The organism is Flavobacterium saccharophilum (assembly GCF_900142735.1).
GTDB lineage: Bacteria > Bacteroidota > Bacteroidia > Flavobacteriales > Flavobacteriaceae > Flavobacterium > Flavobacterium saccharophilum.
In genome coordinates, this window is the sequence record NZ_FRBY01000002.1 from 710,103 (window position 1) to 729,883 (window position 19,781).

At 33.7% G+C, this 19,781-nt stretch carries 13 protein-coding genes; 4 read left to right on the top strand and 9 right to left on the bottom strand.

Going from position 1 to position 19,781, the window contains the following annotated elements; translation table 11 throughout:
• Position 1: 1 nt before the first annotated feature.
• From BUA98_RS08525 to dnaK, 9 genes are all read right to left on the bottom strand, one after another.
• Positions 2–1,390 (bottom strand): glucoamylase family protein, encoded by a 1,389-nt coding sequence (locus BUA98_RS08525; protein ID WP_072971172.1) that lies wholly within the window; start codon positions 1,388–1,390, stop codon positions 2–4.
• A 74-nt stretch (positions 1,391–1,464) separates the two neighbouring features.
• Complete coding sequence (locus BUA98_RS08530) at positions 1,465–2,364, bottom strand: LamG domain-containing protein (RefSeq protein ID WP_072971173.1); 900 nt, start codon at positions 2,362–2,364, stop codon at positions 1,465–1,467.
• 17 nt (positions 2,365–2,381) lie between these two features.
• Positions 2,382–3,836 carry a RagB/SusD family nutrient uptake outer membrane protein gene (locus BUA98_RS08535; protein WP_072971174.1) on the bottom strand — a complete coding sequence of 485 codons (1,455 nt, stop codon included), beginning with the start codon at positions 3,834–3,836 and terminating at the stop codon, positions 2,382–2,384.
• A gap of 4 nt (positions 3,837–3,840) precedes the next feature.
• Positions 3,841–6,855, bottom strand: coding sequence for a SusC/RagA family TonB-linked outer membrane protein (locus BUA98_RS08540; protein ID WP_072971175.1), 3,015 nt, complete (start codon positions 6,853–6,855; stop codon positions 3,841–3,843).
• Positions 6,856–7,099: 244 nt separating this feature from the next.
• The gene (locus tag BUA98_RS08545) at positions 7,100–9,844 is read right to left on the bottom strand and encodes a helix-turn-helix and ligand-binding sensor domain-containing protein (RefSeq protein ID WP_072971883.1); all 2,745 of its coding nucleotides are present in this window, start codon (positions 9,842–9,844) and stop codon (positions 7,100–7,102) included.
• Between the two features lie 93 nt (positions 9,845–9,937).
• Positions 9,938–11,122, bottom strand: coding sequence for an acetate/propionate family kinase (locus tag BUA98_RS08550; RefSeq protein ID WP_072971176.1), 1,185 nt, complete (start codon positions 11,120–11,122; stop codon positions 9,938–9,940).
• Positions 11,123–11,286: 164 nt separating this feature from the next.
• On the bottom strand, positions 11,287–13,380 hold the full coding sequence (gene pta, locus BUA98_RS08555) for a phosphate acetyltransferase (protein WP_072971177.1): 2,094 nt from the start codon (positions 13,378–13,380) through the stop codon (positions 11,287–11,289).
• Positions 13,381–13,412: 32 nt separating this feature from the next.
• The gene (corA, locus tag BUA98_RS08560; protein WP_072971178.1) at positions 13,413–14,483 is read right to left on the bottom strand and encodes a magnesium/cobalt transporter CorA; all 1,071 of its coding nucleotides are present in this window, start codon (positions 14,481–14,483) and stop codon (positions 13,413–13,415) included.
• A gap of 184 nt (positions 14,484–14,667) precedes the next feature.
• On the bottom strand, positions 14,668–16,551 hold the full coding sequence (gene dnaK / locus BUA98_RS08565; RefSeq protein ID WP_026982239.1) for a molecular chaperone DnaK: 1,884 nt from the start codon (positions 16,549–16,551) through the stop codon (positions 14,668–14,670).
• Between the two features lie 469 nt (positions 16,552–17,020).
• Here dnaK and BUA98_RS08575 point away from each other — a divergent pair, with 469 nt between their 5' ends.
• The 4 genes from BUA98_RS08575 to BUA98_RS08590 all read left to right on the top strand — a co-directional run bounded on the left by BUA98_RS08575 (position 17,021) and on the right by BUA98_RS08590 (position 19,735).
• Complete coding sequence (locus BUA98_RS08575) at positions 17,021–17,473, top strand: carboxymuconolactone decarboxylase family protein (RefSeq protein ID WP_072971180.1); 453 nt, start codon at positions 17,021–17,023, stop codon at positions 17,471–17,473.
• A 48-nt stretch (positions 17,474–17,521) separates the two neighbouring features.
• Positions 17,522–17,872 (top strand): YciI family protein, encoded by a 351-nt coding sequence (locus BUA98_RS08580; protein ID WP_072971181.1) that lies wholly within the window; start codon positions 17,522–17,524, stop codon positions 17,870–17,872.
• A 33-nt stretch (positions 17,873–17,905) separates the two neighbouring features.
• Positions 17,906–19,135 (top strand): RNA polymerase sigma factor, encoded by a 1,230-nt coding sequence (locus tag BUA98_RS08585; RefSeq protein ID WP_072971182.1) that lies wholly within the window; start codon positions 17,906–17,908, stop codon positions 19,133–19,135.
• 162 nt (positions 19,136–19,297) lie between these two features.
• Complete coding sequence (locus tag BUA98_RS08590; protein ID WP_072971183.1) at positions 19,298–19,735, top strand: acyl-CoA thioesterase; 438 nt, start codon at positions 19,298–19,300, stop codon at positions 19,733–19,735.
• The last annotated feature ends 46 nt before the right edge of the window (positions 19,736–19,781 follow it).

The window sequence follows — 19,781 nt, forward strand, 5'->3', positions numbered from 1 at the left end:
ATTAAAATCCGTATTTACCTGAACTAAAGCCTAGTTTTACTAATCCTTGTTTAGTGTCTGATGCATTCATAAACAGTTTCCATAACAAACCGCTTCTATAGTTCTCAATCATAGGAGCAATTGTTCCTTGATCGATTGCTAAATAACGAGCTGTTACCCAATTATATTGAGGTGAAAAAGCATCGTACGGGCCTGCGATTCCAACATATTTTGCTTTATTGTCATCATACAAATAGTGCAAAAACTTCATAGATTCTACTGGAGTATATGGAAAAGATGACAATGCCGCTGTTGGAGAAATAACGCCGTTATCATTGTTAGGCTGATGAGCAGTGTATCCAGTAGTTCCATCAGGATTACGGGTATAACTTGCAGTTAATCCCCAGCATTTATCTGAATAATCTTTAAATCCTTTTGGATTTGCAACACTATACTGAACCATTATTTTAGCATGATTTTGTGTCAACGCCCAATAATCAGCATATTTATCTTTTAAATTATTTGGATCTAAACCTAAATAAGAATAGTGTGACCAGAACATTGGGCCTACATTTCCTGTGGCTCCGTTATAATTTAAAATAACTGGAATTCCATATTGAGAACCTCCATTTACAATAGCTCCACTTCTCGCCCATGCTTTATGATACGCTTCTGCAGAAATAGGATGCGTTGGTGAAGAAGCTGCCATTACATACGTAATCAGACATTCATTATAGCCTTCTAATTTAAAATTCATTTCCCAGCCATAATTTGGAGACCAGTGCCAGTATAATGCATCTTGTCCCTGAGTATACCAATCCCATTCTACACCTTTCCAAAGTTCGTCAGCTTTCACAGCCAATGCTTTTTCAGCCGCACTTCCATTTTTAAAATATTCTCTGATGGTAATTAAAGCCTGGCAAACGAAAGAAGTTTCTACTAAATCTCCCCCATTATCTTTTGTTCCAAACGGAATTACTTTTCCGTCTCTATTATCCATCCAGTGTGGCCACGCACCGTGAAAACGGTCTGCTTTTTCAAGAAAGGTTAATGCGGTCGTAAGTCTAGAAACAGCTTCAGCTCTTGGCAAAAAACCTCTTTCTACGCCTACAACGATAGTCATTAATCCAAAACCTGAACCTCCGGTAGTAATAATGTTTGATTCAAAATTTGGATCTTCCGTAAGATATCTTTCTCTTGCTAATTTTGAATTAGGATCAGCATAATCCCAAAAATATTTAATTGCATCTTTTTGAACCTGATCCATAGCCTCATTATCGGTTAGAGGTTTTGTTGGGGTCGTTGGATTTGTTGGTAATGGAGTACCGCCGCTTTTTCCTTCATCTGGCGAAGAAGAAGAACAAGAGCAAAAAGCACCAACAAGTAATATGATATATAAACCAATTCTCATTTTTATAAATTTTGTAATATTAATAACTAAAAAAATACACCTGGAATTTACTCCAGGTGTATTTTGAAGAAAATTTATCGTTTGTCTTTCTCTAATTTGTAAAGAGCAACAACTTCATTATCAGTCAAGGCTGCGTCATAAATTCTGAACTCATCCATTGAACCAGTATAATTAAGCATCCATCCATCAGGAGCTCCCCAAGGAGTCCCCAAATGTTGTTGGTAACCTCCAATAATAAATTTAGAAACTTCAGAATTGGCTAATTCACCATAAGGAAGACCTCCGGTTAAAGGATCACTTGCATACCTTTTCGAAATAGATTCAGGCAAAACTATTTTTTGCCCGTCAATATAAAGACTATATGTAGAGCTTGTACCATTATAAGTCCATAATAAATGTTTCCATGATCCAAACATATTAGCCAGAACATTTGTTCCTCCATGTTCAATAAATTGTCCTGCCCAAGGAATACTAGGCATAACATCTTTTTGAACATGATTTTTTAACAACATTGTTGTTGCTGGCCCTGTTCCTTCAATAAGTGTAAAGATATTACCCCAAAAATCTGTTTTTTTAGGAAGCATAAATAACGATTGTGCGCCACCAGTATGCGGATCCGTTTTAATCCACATTGAAATTGTAACGCTTTTTAAATTTACTATCGAGCTAGCAACTGTGTTATATGCAATAAAAGAACTTGCAGATCCTTGATAAGCTTCTCCTTTTATACCGGTACCATATGCTACATTAGTTCCTGATCCATCTGTTATACCATTTTTTGAATCGGCAATATTACCATCAAAACTAAATTTAGATACTAAATGTGCAGCCGCAACATCATCAGAATTATCATAACCACCAATTGACTCGTAAGGAATTGGGCTATTTACTTTATCAATACTATCCTCGCAGCTCACAAACAATGCTGAAGTTAAAGCGAAAGAAAGCAAGAAAATGGATTTATTTTTTTTCATTTTTAATGTCTTTAGAATTAATAACCAGGATTTTGCTGTGATAAACCATCGGCCTGTTTGATGAATGATGCCGGAATAGGAAATAATTCATTTTTACCTTCAGTAAAAGTTTTTCCATCTACAGCAAAAGCTGCTTTGGCTTGACCTGTACGAACTAAATCAAAAAATCTATCGTGTTCAAAAGCCATTTCTACTCTTCTTTCTCTCCAGATTGCATTTCTAATATCTCCCTGTGAAGAATAAGTTGTATTAGCTAAACCTGCTCTATTTCTGATTTGGTTCAACAATGGAATCGCATCTGTAGTTTGTCCTAACTCATTCAAAGCCTCAGCTTTCATTAATAAAACTTCAGCATATCTTAGGTATTTAATATCAACATCTGTTTCCCATGCATCTGTATAAGCTGATGAATAGGCTTTGTAATTGTATCTTTCGTTTTCAACTGTTGTTGGTACTACTCTTCCATCATATAAAGTTGAACCTCTAAAAATAATGGTGGCCGCTTTTCTGACATCTCCAGGTTCGTAAGCATTTACTAGACTTTGAGATGGTGTATTAAAGCCCCAACCCCAACCGCCAGTACCACGAGCACCTTGCGTGTTAGAATAACCTTCAATTCCCTTAGCTGGAACAGCTCCTTGAGCATAAATTTCAAAAATTGATTCAGAATCAAATTTTCCAGTTGCTTTGTACATCGATGCATAATCAGTAACGATAGCGTAACCTGTAACTTTGTTAGCATTATCGATTACTTGTTGCCATTTCTTTTGATACATACTTACTTTTGCTAACAATGCATAAGCAGCACCTTTTGAAGCTCTTGATTTTTCATTAGCTGAATACGCTGTTTTTTCAGGTAATGCAGCGATAGCATCATTTAAATCAGCTTCAATAAATGCGTATACTTCAGCAGATGTTTTACGAGTTAACTGCATAATTCTGTCAGAATCTGAGCCTGGAACCGGTAAATGATCTACAATTGGCACACCACCATAACATTTCACTAATGTAAAATACATAAAAGCTCTTAAAAACTTAGCTTCACCAGCTAATCTGTTTCTTAAACCAGCATCTACTTTATCTAATTTTGGAAGCATGTTTAAAGCCTGATTACATCTGTTTATTCCATCGTAATTCGCAATAAAAGTGCTCTCAGCAGAAGGATTAGAAGCATTATAAGTCAAAGCATCCAATACATCTTTGTCTGTTCCTGTATCACCGGCAGAAGATCCTTTGTCAGCATCATCAGACGTAATACTTGATAAACCAATCCAACCGAAAGAGGTCATGTCCCAATTTAAAAACTTGTTATAAATTGAAGTTACAAACTGAGCAGCCCCAGCTTCATTATTAAATAACTCCACATCGCCTGTCGAAATAGACTCCGTTTGGTCTACATCTAAATAATCGTCTGCACATCCTGTAAAAAAGAATGCTGATAATACAAACGTTGCTATATATATCTTTTTCATAATATTAAAATTTTAAATTAGCACCAATTACAAATGATCTCAATGTTGGATAAGCATCAAGCTCAACACCCTGAGTTCCATAAGGATTTCCATCTCCGTTTAATTCTGGAGAAAATCCTGAGAATTTTTGCGTAATAAATGGGTTAATTGCATTTACATAAATTCTGCATGCGCTTATGAAAGAATTCTCTTGTAAAGGCAATTTATATCCTACTGTGATATTATTAACTCTGAAAAAATCACCTGATTCTAAGTAATAAGTTGAAGCTACCGGTACCTGATTAAAAGGTGCAGGATTTGAAGCTGTTAAATTATTTGGCGTCCAGAAATCAGTAGCGAGTGAATTTTCAATGTTTTCTCCATAAAAACGCTGTGCTTTTTTACCATTGTAAACTTTTGCACCAGACGTACCATATCCATCAACAGAAAAATCAAAGTTTTTGTAATTGAAACCTAAAGAAACCCCATAGTTAGATTTTGGTAAACTTGAACCGACATATTTTTTATCAGCAGTAGCGCTCAATGCATCCTGAGTAACTTTGTCTCCGGCAGCATTGTAATAAAGCATTTTTCCGTTTGCTGCATCAAAACCAGCGTATTCATAGATATAAAAACTTCCTAATGGCTGACCAATTGTTGTATTATCAAGTAATTTTGTATCCTGACCGTTTCCTAAACCTCCACCAATAACAGGAGATAAAACAACATTTTTTAAACCTGTTAGTTCATTTTTGTTGTTTGAAAAGTTACCTCCAATATAATAGCTGAAATTTTCACCAATTTTATCATCCCAACGTAAAGAGATTTCATATCCTTTGTTTGATACTTCTCCAACGTGTGCTGGTGACGCAGTCGTAATTCCAGATGACATATAAGGTTTTGTATTTAAAATTACATTATTTGTATTTTTATCATACACGTCAAAAGTCCCTTTTAATCTGCTGTCTAAAAGTTCAACATCTAAACCTACAGAAGATTCTTCAGTAACCTCCCAAGATAAACTTGGATCAATTTGAGAGTTAATTGTTGTTCCTTCATTCAAAATCGAACCACCTAAGTATGCATTCAAACCAGAAGTATACCCCTGACTATTAAGCGGTACATTTTGATTTCCTAATTTACCCCAGCTTCCTCTTAATTTCAATAAATTGATCATTTTAGCATCAGCCATAAAGTTTTCTTTGGTAATGATCCATCCTGCACCGAATGCTGGAAAGGTTCCCCAACGATAATCTTTACCAAAATTTGAAGATCCGTCACGTCTCACTGTTCCTGTAACTAAATATCTGTCCATTAATTTGTACTGGAAACGACCTAAGTAAGATGCAAGTTTAATTTCATTAAAAACTTCATCCTTGTAGCTTGTTACATTTGTAGCATATTCGACATCTTTTAACGCCCAATAGTTAGAATCCGGATTAACATTTTTTCTTTTTATAGTTAATTTTTGTCTGGCACCTTTTACATATGTTTCAACACCCGCTGTTGCTTCGATATCGTGAATTTCATTAAATACTTTATTATAAGTCAAATAATTAGACAAACTCCAGTTGTAGTATTCTTCTCGTCCTTTTGTTAATAAGTTGATATTAGCATTTGGAAATTCTTTTTCATAGTCACTTGCTTCTTTATTAGGATTAGCAGCTAACCATATATTTTTGGTATCATCAAAATTATATTGATTCCATGTATAATATTCACCATTATATTGAGAGGTAAACTTTAAGGAAGGTATGATTTCGTAATCTAATTTTAAACCACCCTGCAACATCACACTGCGTTGTTGTTCATCATAAAAATCTAATTGAGCAACTGGATTTCCAACATTATTAATTGAATTACCAACTTCGCTTGCAAAACCATTCTCACCAACACGTGCAACACCATACTTACCATCGGCAAAATAAACTGGAACTATAGGAGATTGTTTATATGCATTTGTAAAAGCTCCTAATGGCTTTGGAGCCGATTTAGTAGAGGTTACACTAAAGTTTTGAGTTAACTTAAGTTTCTTTGAAATTTTAAATTCATTATTATTTCTAAAAGTAGTACGGCCATAATCTAAACCGTTTAAAATAGCCTTTTCTTCATAGTTTCCTAAACTGAAAAAGTAATTTATGTTTTCACTAGCTCCTGAAACAGAAACATTGTTTTGAGTATATGATCCTGTTCTTGTTATCTCATCAAACCAATCGGTATTAACAGGCTGATCCTGAGAATATGTAGTAGCTTGTAAAGCTGTATTGGTGTAATAAGCATATTTATTACTACCTGCCATTTTTACTTTCTTAAGTGGTGTTCTTACACCTCCAAAGCTTTCTATCTCAATAGATACTTTTTCTCCTTTACCTTTTTTGGTTGTAATGATAATAACCCCGTTTGCAGCTCTTGTACCGTAAATAGCTAGTGCAGAGGCGTCTTTTAAAATATCATAAGTAACAATATCATTGGTGTTAATATTATTGATGTTTTCAGTTGCCATACCATCTACAATATAGAGTGGAGTTCTACCCCCCAATGCTGTACCTAAACCTCTAATAACTACAGAAGGAGTGCTTCCTGGTAAATCAGAAGAGGTTACCTGCACACCTGCCGCTTTTCCCTGAATAGCCTGAGAAGCATTCAATACCTTAGTTTTTGTAATATCTTCAGCCTTTATAGAAGATATTGCCGTTGTATTGTCAATTTTCTTTCTTGTACCATATCCAATAACAACTACTTCTTTTAAAGCAGTATCTTCTGCTTCTTTTAAGGTTATTGTCATTGGAGCTGTTGTTGCGGGTACAGAAACTGCGGTAAAACCGAGCATTGAGACCTTTAAAACCTCGCCTTCTTTAGCATTAATTGTAAAATTACCATCGAAATCAGCATCAGCAGTAGTTCTGGAGGTCGGAGCGCTAATAACTGCTCCCGGAATTCCCATTCCACTACTATCTACTATTTTTCCTTTAATTGCTTGTCCAGACATATATGCCGGTAATAGCAAAAGTGCTAAAAAGCTAAAAATAAAATTTTTCATACAGTTCGTAATCGTTTAAGTTAGTAGAGCCAAATTAAACAATTACAACGTTGTAGTACATCAAATACCACTACTACATAGCTACATCATTATGTTAAAAACCAATCATACATTACTGAAAACCAATATAATAAATGTTAAATTTATTTCTTTAACATAACGTTATGATGTAGTAATGATGTATTGGAATTATATAAAAAATTATATTCAAAAATGTAAAAAATGTAAAATTTACATGCAAATCTTACACACTTAATAAAAATTTTGACAGGTTTTCTTCCTGCGAGAGATTTAATTTCTTTCTTAAGCGATATCTATGCAATTCTACTCCTCTAAATGATATATTCATCATAGGTGCAATTTCCTTTGAAGAAAGGTTCATTTTCAAGTAAACACACAGTTTAATATCCTTCGGAGTAAGGATTGGATATTTCTTTGAAAGGTTTATTATAAATTCGTTGTGAATCTGATTCAAATTGGTTTCAAAAATCTCCCATTCGTGTTTGTTAACTTCATTAATCTTAATAGCTTTCTTTATTTCACTTTTTAGCTTATTAAAGTCTTTTTCAGAATCAAGAATATTCTGAATGTTTTCGATCATTTCGCTTTGTTTGGCTATTGATAATGATTTTCCGGCAACTTCCGAGGATTTCGTTTGCAATTCAAGTTCCAAAATATGCTTTTGATATTCCTGCATATTTAGTTCATTCTCAGCTTTTAATTCCATTTCAAGAATTTCTCTCTGATGCTTTAATTCTTCTGCCTGCAATCTTAATTTTTGCATATAACGAAGTTTGTTCCATTTGTAGTAGAAAAACAGCACCGCTCCTATTATTAGCAAGTATAAGAGAATCATCCAAAATGAAAAATACCATGGTTTGGCGACACTAAAATCAAAATTGGCAACATTATCATAATTTGCTCCATCGTGTTTGTAAACTTTGACCGTATGGCTTCCACTGCTTAAATTGTTTAGAACAATCAATCCGTTTGAAACCGGAATATATTCCTTGTTATTATCCAATTTATAAAACAAATTCGGTTTGCTTGCTCCGTAAATTCCAGAGATAACATTTATTTGCAATTCCGTATTATATTTAATTTTTGAATCGTTTGGAACTAAATTTTCATCATTAAAGGATTCAATCTTAACGGCTGAATTTTGTTTATTCTCGTATTTTAATTGTAAGGATATAAAACCGTCATCAAGATTTAACAAATAATGGTTGGCATGCTTAAAAATCCTTAAATTATCGTTGATCAATTTTCCCTTGTAATACTTTGCCTGAATAATATTCCATAAAAATTTATTTCCCGTCGCTTTAATATGGTATAGAATTCCATCCTGAAGTACCATAAAATGATCTTCATCAATACTAATTATATCAGAAACATTTTTAAAATTCTGATTAAATAATTCGTTTTCTTCTAACTTGTTGGTTATTGAATTATAAGTGTACCATGAATTATTGATGAGAAATAAAATTTCATTTCTAAACTCAAATATTTTAACCCCAAAATCATTTTTTATCTTGCTTTGTTGTGTGATATTTTCAACTTTTTTAGTTTTAAAATTATCATCATATACTACACGATATAGACCACGATAATTATCTGCTGCCCAAATTTCATTCTTTTTGTTCTGGGCTACATATTTAATTGGTTTAGAAAGATCTTTAATAACTTTCCTTTGACTTAAATCTGAAAGATTATCGTATGCGATAACACCGCTATAAGTAGATTGAAAATAAGTATTATTAATACTGCTTTTCGATAAATTCCAGCCTCCACTAATATTGTTTATTTTAGATAACGAACCATTAGCATAAGAAAATGTACCGTCATTATGGCCTATAATATATTTATTATTAATTTCTGTAATATTCCATGCTTGTCCCTGAGTATTGGGCATCATTGTAAATTTACCCGAATCAAACTCAAAAACACCATGGTTTGTCGCTATTAAATAACCACTGTTAGTTGTGGCGACAGAATAAACCGAACCTAAAATACCTGAATTATCATAAAAGATTGCAATAGGTGAATTGATCTCAACATGAGCAATTCCATTATCTAATCCCAGCCACAAATCATTTTCTTTGTCAAAACCAATACTCAGAATAGAGTTATTCATTAAAACATTTTTTCTGTCAATATTTTTATAAGTATCAGAGTTAAAATCATAAATAAAAACACCTCTGTTTCCGGTACCTACAATAAGTTTATTGTTTTTAGTAAACTTACCCACATTAATGGTAGCGCTTTTTAAAATTTCATTTAATGAATTATTCCAAGGCTTTAAACCCTCTTTTTCTACGGTAAAAATTCCCTTTTTCTGCGTAAAAATGTAAGTCTTGTTTTGATACTTTTCGATAGCATGAACGACACAATTTTTAAGAACATTCCATCCTTTAGGATTTGCAATTCTTGAACCATTCATTTTAAAAGTACCCTTCGCTACAGAGGCAACATACAGGTTTTGATCTACAACAAAGCAATACGAAATTAGAAATGGAAATTTAATTTTCTGAATGTGTATTCCATTATAAATAAAAACATCGTTGAAGGATTGGAAATATAACGAACCATTGAATCTGAAAATTTTCCAGATCTCTTCATTGTCTTTCTCATCAAACAAACGTAAGTTTTTGGTAATTGAAACATAATGCATTTTACCTTCTTTTCGATACCAATAACCAAATTCCTTATAAGAACCAGAATAGATTCTATCTCCTTCAATCAAAATTGAACGAATGATCGTTTTATTGGGCAATGTATATTTCTCCCATTTTACTCCATCATAACGCAGTAAATAATGATTATTGGCAAAATACATAGCATTATCTTTACCCTGGACAACATTCCAAATTTGATTGTCGCCCTGATAATTTGATTTATTATAATTTTCAACGAAAGGAAGTAATTCTTGTGCTTGAATTTGAGAAGCGATGAAAAAGAAGAAAAGTGATTTTAGAAGTATCGATTTCAAAATATTCAGTTTTATAGTCAAAGATACTGACAAATATTTAATAAGTAAAAAAGCCTCTCGAATGAGAAGCTTTTTTATTCTGATTGATATAATCTAATTCTGAAGCAAATGATAAACCTGATTTGCTATTTCATATTCTTCATCTGTTGGAACCACTAAAACTTTAGCTTTTGAGCCTGTTTTATTGATTTCTCTAATCGCTTTAGAACGTATTTGGTTCTTTTCATCATCGATTTCTATTCCGTAATAATCCATATCCGTACAAACTAATTTACGCATATACGAAGAGTTTTCGCCAATGCCAGCCGTAAATACAATAGCATCTAATCCATTTAATGCTGCTGCATAGGCGCCAATAAACTTTTTAATACGATAAGCATTCATTTGCAAAGCCAACTGACATTCTTTATTTCCTTTTTCAGCTTCCGCTTCAATATCACGTAAATCACTGTAGCCAGTAAGTCCGAGCATACCACTTTGCTTTAATAAAACTGCGTTTACTTCATCAGCTGTATAACCAAGATTTTTAATCATATAAAAAATAACCGACTGATCAATATCGCCGGAACGTGTTCCCATAATCAGTCCGTTTGACGGAGAAAACCCCATTGTAGTGTCAATACATTTTCCGTTTTTAACAGCTGCCATACTACAGCCATTTCCTAAATGAATGGTAATGATTTTAGAATTGTTCTCTAAAAAATCGATTGCTTTTTCAGAAACATATTTGTGGCTCGTTCCGTGAAAACCATACACACGCACTTTATTTTCTGTCAAAAGATAATTTGGAATCGCATATTTATAAGCCACTTCTGGCATTGTTTGATGAAATGCAGTATCAAAAACGGCAATTTGCTCAGCCGAGCTAAAGATTTCTTCCGCAACATTAATTCCTTCTAAGTTAGCAGGATTATGGAGAGGAGCCAGTTCAAAAAGCTGCTTGATTTTTGCTTTTACCTTTTCGTCAATTTTTACTGTATCGCTAAAATCACTTCCTCCATGAACGACACGATGTCCAACCGCTGCAATTTCTGAAGTCGATTTTATAACTCCTTTTTCAACATCTAAAAGCATATTAGCCACTTTTTGCAAACCTACTTTATGATTGGGAATAGGCAACATTTCTTCATGAGAATTAGATGCAGTTTTAAAAGTAATATTTGAAGTTTCTAAACCAATTCTGTCAATCATACCGGAACAAATTACTTCGTTTGTTGGCATAACCATTAGTTGATATTTTATTGATGAACTTCCTGAGTTTATGATTAGTATTTTCATTTTTTTTTAGTTGCTAAGGTACTAAGACACTAAGTTTCTGAGTTTTTTTTTTATAAAATGAGCAAAGCATTTCAATTTTTAATTTAAATTGGGCAAGGTTTCAGGTAATAACTTACCTCGCAAAATTTATCATTAATAATTTATAACTAACAATTAATAAGTAATTAAAGTCCTTGCGCCTGAATGGCAGTAATGACAACCGTATTTATAATATCATCGACAGTACAACCGCGACTTAAATCGTTTACTGGCTTGTTTAAACCTTGTAACATTGGTCCTATCGCCAATGCTCCGGTTTCTCTTTGAACGGCTTTATACGTGTTATTTCCTGTATTTAAATCGGGGAAAATTAATACGCTTGCTTGTCCTGCGACTTCAGAATCCGGCATTTTGCTTTTTCCTACGGCGCGATCTACCGCGGCATCGTACTGAATTGGTCCTTCAATTTTTAAATCAGGACGCTTTTGTTTCACTATTTCTGTTGCCGTTCTTACCTTCTCTACTTCATCACCTTTTCCTGAATTACCGGAAGAATAGGAAAGCATAGCTATTTTAGGTTCAATTCCGAAAGCTGAACTTGAATCTGCCGATGAAATAGCGATTTCTGCCAATTGCTCTGCTGTTGGATTTGGATTGATGGCACAATCTCCAAAAACCGAAACCCTGTCTTCTAAACACATAAAAAACACAGAGGAAACTACAGATGAATTAGGTTTCGTTTTGATAAATTGTAATGCTGGTAAAATGGTATGCTGCGTGGTATGCGCAGCACCTGAAACCATTCCGTCAGCGTGGCCTTTATACACCATCATAGTTCCAAAATAAGAAACATCTTCCATTAAATCCCTTGCCATTGTAATACTGACATTTTTTGCTTTTCGGAGCTCATAATAGGTATTTGCATAATCTTCATAAAACTCAGACTCAGCCGGATTAATGATTTTTATTTTTGAAAAATCAAAAGTAATTCCGAGTTCAGCAACTTTACTTTCTATTTGTTTTTTATCGCCAATAATTGAAATATCAACCACATCCATATCTAATAATCTCGACGCAGCAGTAATGATTCTATCATCATTTCCTTCAGGCAAAACAATATGTTTACGGTGTTGTTTGGCTCTTTTGACCATATTGTACTGAAACATTTTCGGTGTCATTCCTTCCGGTACAAAAGTGATCACTCTTTCAGATAAAGCTTCAATTGCTACATATTTTTCAAAAGTGGTAATTGAAGTTTCGATTTTGTGTGTATTATTAGCATAGATTTCAGATCGTATCGAACCTATCTTATTGGTAATATTATAAGTACCTCCGTCGACAGCAATAATTGGGACAATTGCCGAAAGTCCTTCAATAAGTTTTAAGATACTGTCTTCCGGAATAATATTCCCAGTTAAAATAATCCCTGAAATGGTTGGGTAATTAACTGATTCGTTAGCTTGCAAAGCTCCAAGAATAATATCAGAACGATCGCCAGGTGTAATTACCAAGGCATTATCATGCAAATGAACCAGATAATTGTGCAATTGCATTGCCCCTACACTATAATGTCCAATTTCATTATTCAGATAAGCACTTCCAAACAAAACTTTTGCATTAAGCTGATTAACAATTTCCTGCATTGTCGGATTATTCAAACTTGAAATCAATGGAATTGTATTAATCAAAACGTTGGTCGGCAAACTTTTTTGAAGGCCTTTAGTAACTAATTCAATATTTTCAGGCTGGACTTTATTGGCAAAAACAGATAAAACTTCAACCTCTTTTACTTTGAAGGAATCGTAAACCAAATAAAGGCTGTCTACTAATTCTTCTAAAGTTTTCCCAACTCCTGAACCAATAATCATGGTTGGAATTCCGAGATTTTTAGCAATTAGAACATTCAGGTCTAATTCTATTGAAGTTCCTTCTCCTGTAAAGCTAGTTCCTTCAACCAAAACAAAATCAAAACGTTCTTCCAGTTTTTTATATTTCTCAATAATCAAATCAAGAACCTCTCCTATTTTTCCTTTATTTTTTTTCTTGATCAGTTTACTTTTGGTAATAGCATAAGCCTCTTCAAACTTAATATCAAGGTTAAAATAAGACAGCACTGTTTCTATATGATTGTCCTGTTCTCCATCAATAAAATCTTCTATTATAGGTCTGAAATAACCCACTTTAGCCGTTTTACCAATTAAAATGCTCATCAAGCCTAAAGTAATAATAGATTTTCCGCTATTATGGTCGCTGGTAGCTATATATACTGCTTTACTCATAATTTAAAGTTTGAAATAATAATTAATAAACATTAAAACCAACGTCTTTTTTTGAAATAGATAATCAAGGCTATCACCAATAAAAACATGGCTCCCATGACCATAAAATACCCGTTTCTTTCTTTAAGCTCCGGCATATATTCGAAATTCATTCCGTATACCCCAACAATAAAAGTAAGCGGAATAAAAATGGCCGAAATAATCGTTAGTGTCTTCATAATTTCATTCATTTTTCGGCTTTGTTCCGAAAAATAAAAATTAGAAGCACTTTCTAATGAACTCATATCCGAATCAATTTGTTCTAAAAGCTCTAAACTCTTTTGATGCAATCTGATGAAAAAGTTAAACGTTTCTTTTTGAATCAGATCGTTCGTTTCGTCATCTCTTATAGTTTTCAAATAATACAATGAATCACGTAAGGGTATGATAGAACGTTTTAAAAAATTAAAATTATCGCGGTGATTTTCAATCTTCTCCAAAATAACCGGATCAGCACCTTTTTTAGTCAGATCAATTAATTCTTCAATATTCTCTTCCTCGTCTTCAATCGTAATGTAAAAATTTTCCATTACTGCATCTAACAATAAATACAGTAAATAATCTACTTTTTTGGTTCGTACGATTCCAGCATGCGTGCGTAAACGTTCCCGTATGTGAGTGAAGAAATCGCTTCGTTTTTCCTGAAATGAAATCAAAATTCCATCTTTCAAAATAAAACTCAGCTGTTCTACTTTAAGACCATCTGAATATTCAGAAGGCAAAAGCGATTTGATATTAAAAAACAAAACATCTTGTTGTTCTTCTAATTTCGTTCTTTTGGTAGTGTTTAATATATCTGCTAATAAAAAATCATCAAGCTTAAAATGTGTTCCAATCGTCTTAATTAATTCGAGATTATTTAATCCATGAATATTCAGCCAATTATTTTTAGTGTAATCTATGCAGGTATTTAAGGCAAAAACGGTAAATTTTTCATATTCGATAACATCAGCATCGTTATATACAAAAAGCTGCATTTCAGTTTCGTGATCTTTATGAGATCCAGTATACTCTAAACTAGTATGTTGCAGTTTACGTCCTTTTTTGTATTTTATCTTTCTCATTCAAAATGATTTATATAGTAATATTACAAAAAAGATTTCGAACGCGAAATGACAAATGTCATTTTGTGAAGATATATAAATAGTGAAGACCTGTCATTGCTAACTTCCTGAAAGATATCGAAAATTTAAACCATAAAAAAACCGGACTATTCCTAGTCCGGTTTTTATTATTATGAAAGAAGAATTATTTGACTTCTTCGAATTCAACGTCTTCAACATTGTCACCTTGCGATTGCTCTTGTTGTGGAGCTGCTTGTTGACCTTGATCACCTTGAGCATACATAGCTTCAGTTGCAGTTTTCCATGCAGCGTTCACGTTGTCTAATCCTTTTTGGATAGCCTCAAGATCTTGAGATTGGTGAGCAAATCTTAATTCAGTCAAAGCAAACTCGATTGCAGTTTTGTGATCGTCAGCAATCTTATCCCCTAACTCTTTCAATTGAGTTTCAGTTTGAAAGATAGTACTGTCAGCTTCATTTATTTTTTCAGCTCTTTCTCTTGCAATTTTGTCAGATTCAGCGTTAGCTTCAGCATCTTGTTTCATTCTTTCGATTTCTTCAGAAGTTAATCCAGAAGAAGCTTCGATACGAATATCGTGAGATTTACCAGTTCCTTTATCAGTAGCAGTTACTTTGATGATACCATTAGCATCAATATCAAAAGCAACTTCGATTTGAGGAACTCCTCTTGGTGCTGGTGGAATACCGTCTAAGTGGAAACGACCGATAGTTTTATTATCTACAGCCATTGCTCTAGCTCCTTGTAGAACGTGTAGTTCAACAGATGGTTGAGAATCAGAAGCAGTAGAGAAAACTTGAGATTTTTTAGTTGGAATAGTTGTGTTAGCCTCAATTAATATAGTCATAACACCACCCATAGTTTCGATACCTAAAGATAAAGGCGTAACGTCAAGTAACAATACATCTTTTACATCTCCAGATAAAACTCCACCTTGAATAGCTGCTCCAATTGCAACAACTTCATCAGGATTAACTCCTTTAGACGCTTTTTTACCAAAGAATTTTTCAACTTCTTCAACAATTCTTGGGATACGAGTAGAACCTCCAACCAAGATAACTTCGTCAATGTCAGAAACAGATAAACCAGCATTTTTCAACGCTTTAGCAACTGGTGCCATAGAACGTTTTACTAATGAATCAGTTAATTTTTCAAATTGAGCTCTAGTTAATTTTTTAACTAAGTGTTTTGGTCCAGAAGCTGTAGCAGTTACGTAAGGTAAGTTGATTTCAGTTTCTGCAGAAGATGACAATTCAATTTTTGCTTTCTCAGCAGCTTCTTTGATACGTTGCAATGACATTGGGTCAAGACGCAAATCGATACCTTCTTCAGCTTTAAATTCGTCAGCTAACCAGTCAATAATAGTATGGTCAAAATCATCTCCTCCTAAGTGAGTGTCTCCATCAGTAGACAATACTTCGAAAACTCCGTCTCCTAATTCAAGAACAGAGATATCAAAAGTACCTCCACCTAAATCGTAAACAGCAATTTTTTGATCAGTTCCTTTTTTATCTAATCCGTAAGCAAGTGCAGCAGCAGTTGGCTCGTTGATGATACGCATAACTTTAAGACCAGCAATTTCACCAGCTTCTTTAGTAGCTTGACGTTGTGCATCGTTAAAGTAAGCAGGAACAGTAATAACTGCTTCAGTTACAGTTTGACCTAAATAGTCTTCAGCAGTTTTTTTCATTTTTTGAAGTGTCATAGCTGACAATTCCTGAGCAGTATATAAACGACCGTCAATATCCACACGTGGAGTATTGTTGTCACCTTTTACTACTGAATAAGGTACTCTTTTTGCTTCCTCAGTGATTTCAGCAAAAGAATGTCCCATAAAACGTTTGATAGAAGCAATAGTCTTTGTTGGATTAGTTACTGCTTGTCTTTTTGCAGGATCACCTACTTTAATTTCGCCACCTTCAACAAAAGCGATGATAGATGGAGTTGTTCTTTTTCCTTCTGCGTTAGGAATAACAACTGCTTCGTTACCTTCCATTACAGAAACACAAGAGTTCGTCGTACCTAAGTCAATTCCGATTATTTTACCCATTTTTTATATATTTAATTTTGATATACATTTTATAACTCAGGTGGCATAAGTCAATCTTTGTGCCAATATAAAAAACCAAAGTAAATTGTCAGTTTTCATGTCGGCACATTAAAAATCATCTGACAACATGACATTTTTAAAACCTGACAGACGTGGCATATCAGTACTTTACGTGTCATTATCAAGAGCTTTTGTTGTTATTTTAGGAGCTGTTTCCCGCTTTCGGCTATATCTTTTTTAAAGCGAAGAAAAATCGCTTCAAAAAAGGATACCGCCTCTATCGGGGCTAGGGCATTCGTTTTCAAAAGAAGATTTATTCCAATTAAAACCAGAATCTTTTTTAACTAAATAAGCTATTCGAACTAAGACGAAAAAAACAACTAAAAAAAAATAAAATAATTTGTCCAATTCTGAAAGTTCGATTGTTATTCCATTATAACAACATTTATAAATATAAAATTTAAACAAAATGGAAAATCGAATCAACATTCACGAAAAAGGACAAAATGCATTAAAAACCCTTTATCCAATTGGCGGATATTTGAAAAAATCTCCTCTAGAGCAATCCCTTATCGAATTAGTTCTTTTTAGAGTTTCTCAAATCAATCAATGTGCTTATTGTCTTGACATGCATTACAAAGACGCGCGTGACAAAGGCGAAACAGAACAAAGATTATACGGATTAAGTGCCTGGAGAGAAGCAGGATATTACACTAACCGCGAAAGAGCTGCATTTGCCTGGGCAGAAGCTTTAACTAAATGTGAGGTAAACGATTCTGTTTACAACGAAACGGCAAAAGAATTTTCAGAACAAGAATTAATTGATTTAACTTTAGCTATCACAAACATTAATACCTGGAACCGTATTAATCTTGCTTTTCCTAATGAACCCGGAACTTACAAAGTGGGACAATTCGGTTAAGTAAAAACTAAAAGGAAAACTGATTTACAACATCAAAAAAATAATAGTATGAACGAATTTGTATTAATATTTCGCAGAGATTTTAGCACTAAAGAAACCCAGCCTTCACCACAGGAATTGCAGGATTCATTAAAATTATGGCAGGACTGGCTGGGCGGAATTGCGGCGCAGGACAAACTGGCAAAACCTTTGCAGCGTTGGGATAGCGAAGGAAAAATTGTAACTAAAAATAAGAGCGTCATCAATGGCCCTTACGTTGAAATCAAAGAGTCGATTGGCGGATTAATAATGATAAAAGCAGCTGATTACAACGAAGCCGTTGCGATTGCAAACGGATGCCCAATACTAGGTTTAGGCGGCAACGTTGAAATACGCATGGCGGTTACAGCAACCTATTAATTTTTAATTTTATTTCCTGATTGCATTTAAATTATGGAAGAAAGTCAACTTTTACCCAATTTATTCAGAACAGAGTATCGAAAAATAGTTTCGGTACTCTGTTATTTGTTTGGAATCGATAATATCGAAATTGCCGAAGACATTACAAGTGATACTTTCCTTGCCGCAACCGAAACCTGGAGCATAAAAGGTATTCCTGATAACCCGACGGCCTGGCTTTATACTGTGGCTAAAAACAAAACCAAAAATTATCTGAAAAGAAATGCTCTTTTCGAACAAAAACTTTCTGTTGAAATAAAACACACAGCAAATAAATCAGAAGAAATTGAAATTGATTTATCCAACAAAAATATAAACGACAGTCAGCTGGCTATGATTTTTACGGTTTGCAATCCGGTAAATTCAGCTGAAGCACAAATTGCTCTGGCTTTAAATTTATTATGCGGATTCGGAATTCAGGAAATAGCAGATGGCTTTTTAACCAATAAAGAAGTCATTTACAAAAGAATCAATCGCGCCAAAGAAAAGCTCAAAGAAGCTAATATTAAAATTGAACAACCGACCATTTCTGAAATCACTGATCGTCTGGAAACGGTTTTAACGACCTTGTATTTATTATTTTCTGAAGGTTATTATTCGACTTCGCAAAACACAATTCTCCGAAAAGATCTTTGTGCAGAAGCTATGCGATTAACTTTTTTACTAATTGAAAATCCAACAACTAATCTTCCGGCTGCAAACGCCTTACTTTCCCTAATGTGCTTTCATAGTTCAAGATTTGATGCCAGAACAAACGAAAATGGTGAAACGATCTTATATCAAGACCAGGACGAAACATTGTGGAATCAGGAATTAATCGAAAAAGGTCAATATTATCTCGGTCAGGCATCCACCGGAAATACACTTTCAAAATACCATCTTGAAGCCAGCATCGCGTATTGGCATACGCAGAAAGAAGATACTCCTGAAAAATGGCAAAATATCCTGCAACTTTATAATCATTTGCTCTTTTTAGAATATTCGCCTATTGCTGCTTTGAACAGAACTTTTGCTCTAGCCAAAACAAATGGAAAAAAGGAAGCTATTATTGAAGCCGAAAAACTAAATCTTACTCAAAATCCTTTTTATTATTCGTTATTAGGAAATCTTTATACTGATATTGACAATAAAAAAGCCATAGAAAATTTCGAAAAGGCATTTCAAATTACTAATTCTCCGGCGGATAAGGCGACAATAATCAAAAACATCAATTCGATTAAATAACTTCATTTTTCAGAATGTAATTTTATATGCATGCATAATATTTATAGTTTTTTAACCTGTTTTACATTTTTATTCGTAATTTCGATTTTCCAAAAAGGATTGCTATTTTAAAGACTAAGTTCTTTTAAAAACAATCGTAATAAAAATTAAAATACAATAAAAATGGCTTCATTTATTAAAGAAATTTCTTTTCGCTGGTCTGATCTTGACCCTAATTTCCACGTTCGTCATAGTGCTTATTACGATTTTGGCGCACAACATCGTATTGAAATTCTTGAAGAACTTGGTTTAACCTTAAGAGTAATGCAAACCCAGGGTTTTGGTCCGGTTTTATTTAGAGAAGAATGTGTTTTTAGAAAAGAACTAAAACTTTCAGACAAAATATTTATTCATACCAAAACATCAAAAATGAAAGCCGATGCTTCGCGTTGGTCTATCATTCATGAATTTAGAAGAGAAGATGATACACTTTGCGCTACCATTACCGTTGATGGCGCCTGGATGGATACAAAACTTCGTAAATTGGCTTCTCCTACTCCGGAAATCGCTATTGAAGCTTTAAGTATTTTCCCAAAAAGTGATGATTTTATTGGTTTATAAAAACAATCTTCATTTTTCATAACTTTATCAAATCCAAAAAACATTT